This is a genomic window from Virgibacillus sp. 7505, assembly GCF_002272135.1.
Taxonomy (GTDB): Bacteria; Bacillota; Bacilli; order Bacillales; family Amphibacillaceae; genus Terribacillus.
On sequence record NZ_NPBF01000355.1, the window covers coordinates 1 to 228 of the forward strand.

The 228-nt window shown below is 47.8% G+C and carries 1 pseudogene; it reads right to left on the bottom strand.

What is annotated here, in order from left to right:
* Positions 1-83: 83 nt before the first annotated feature.
* A pseudogene (locus CHH91_RS21360) lies at positions 84-228 on the bottom strand (purine-nucleoside phosphorylase); the annotation flags it as partial.

Genomic DNA, 228 nt, shown 5'->3' on the forward strand with positions numbered 1-228 from the left:
CGTCTTGCAGACAGCACGCTCCTATAATTGCTTTGTTAAACACTAAAAAAGCCCGAGGGGCTTGTGCCTCGGGCTTTGTACGACTAGGCTAGTTCTAGGGCGATTTCCATCATGTTCGTGAACGAGGTTTCCCGCTCTTCAGCTGTTGTTTCTTCCTCTTTAAATATGTGGTCGCTTACCGTCAAAATGCAAAGCGCATTAACGCCGGCTTGGGCAGCATTCATATAC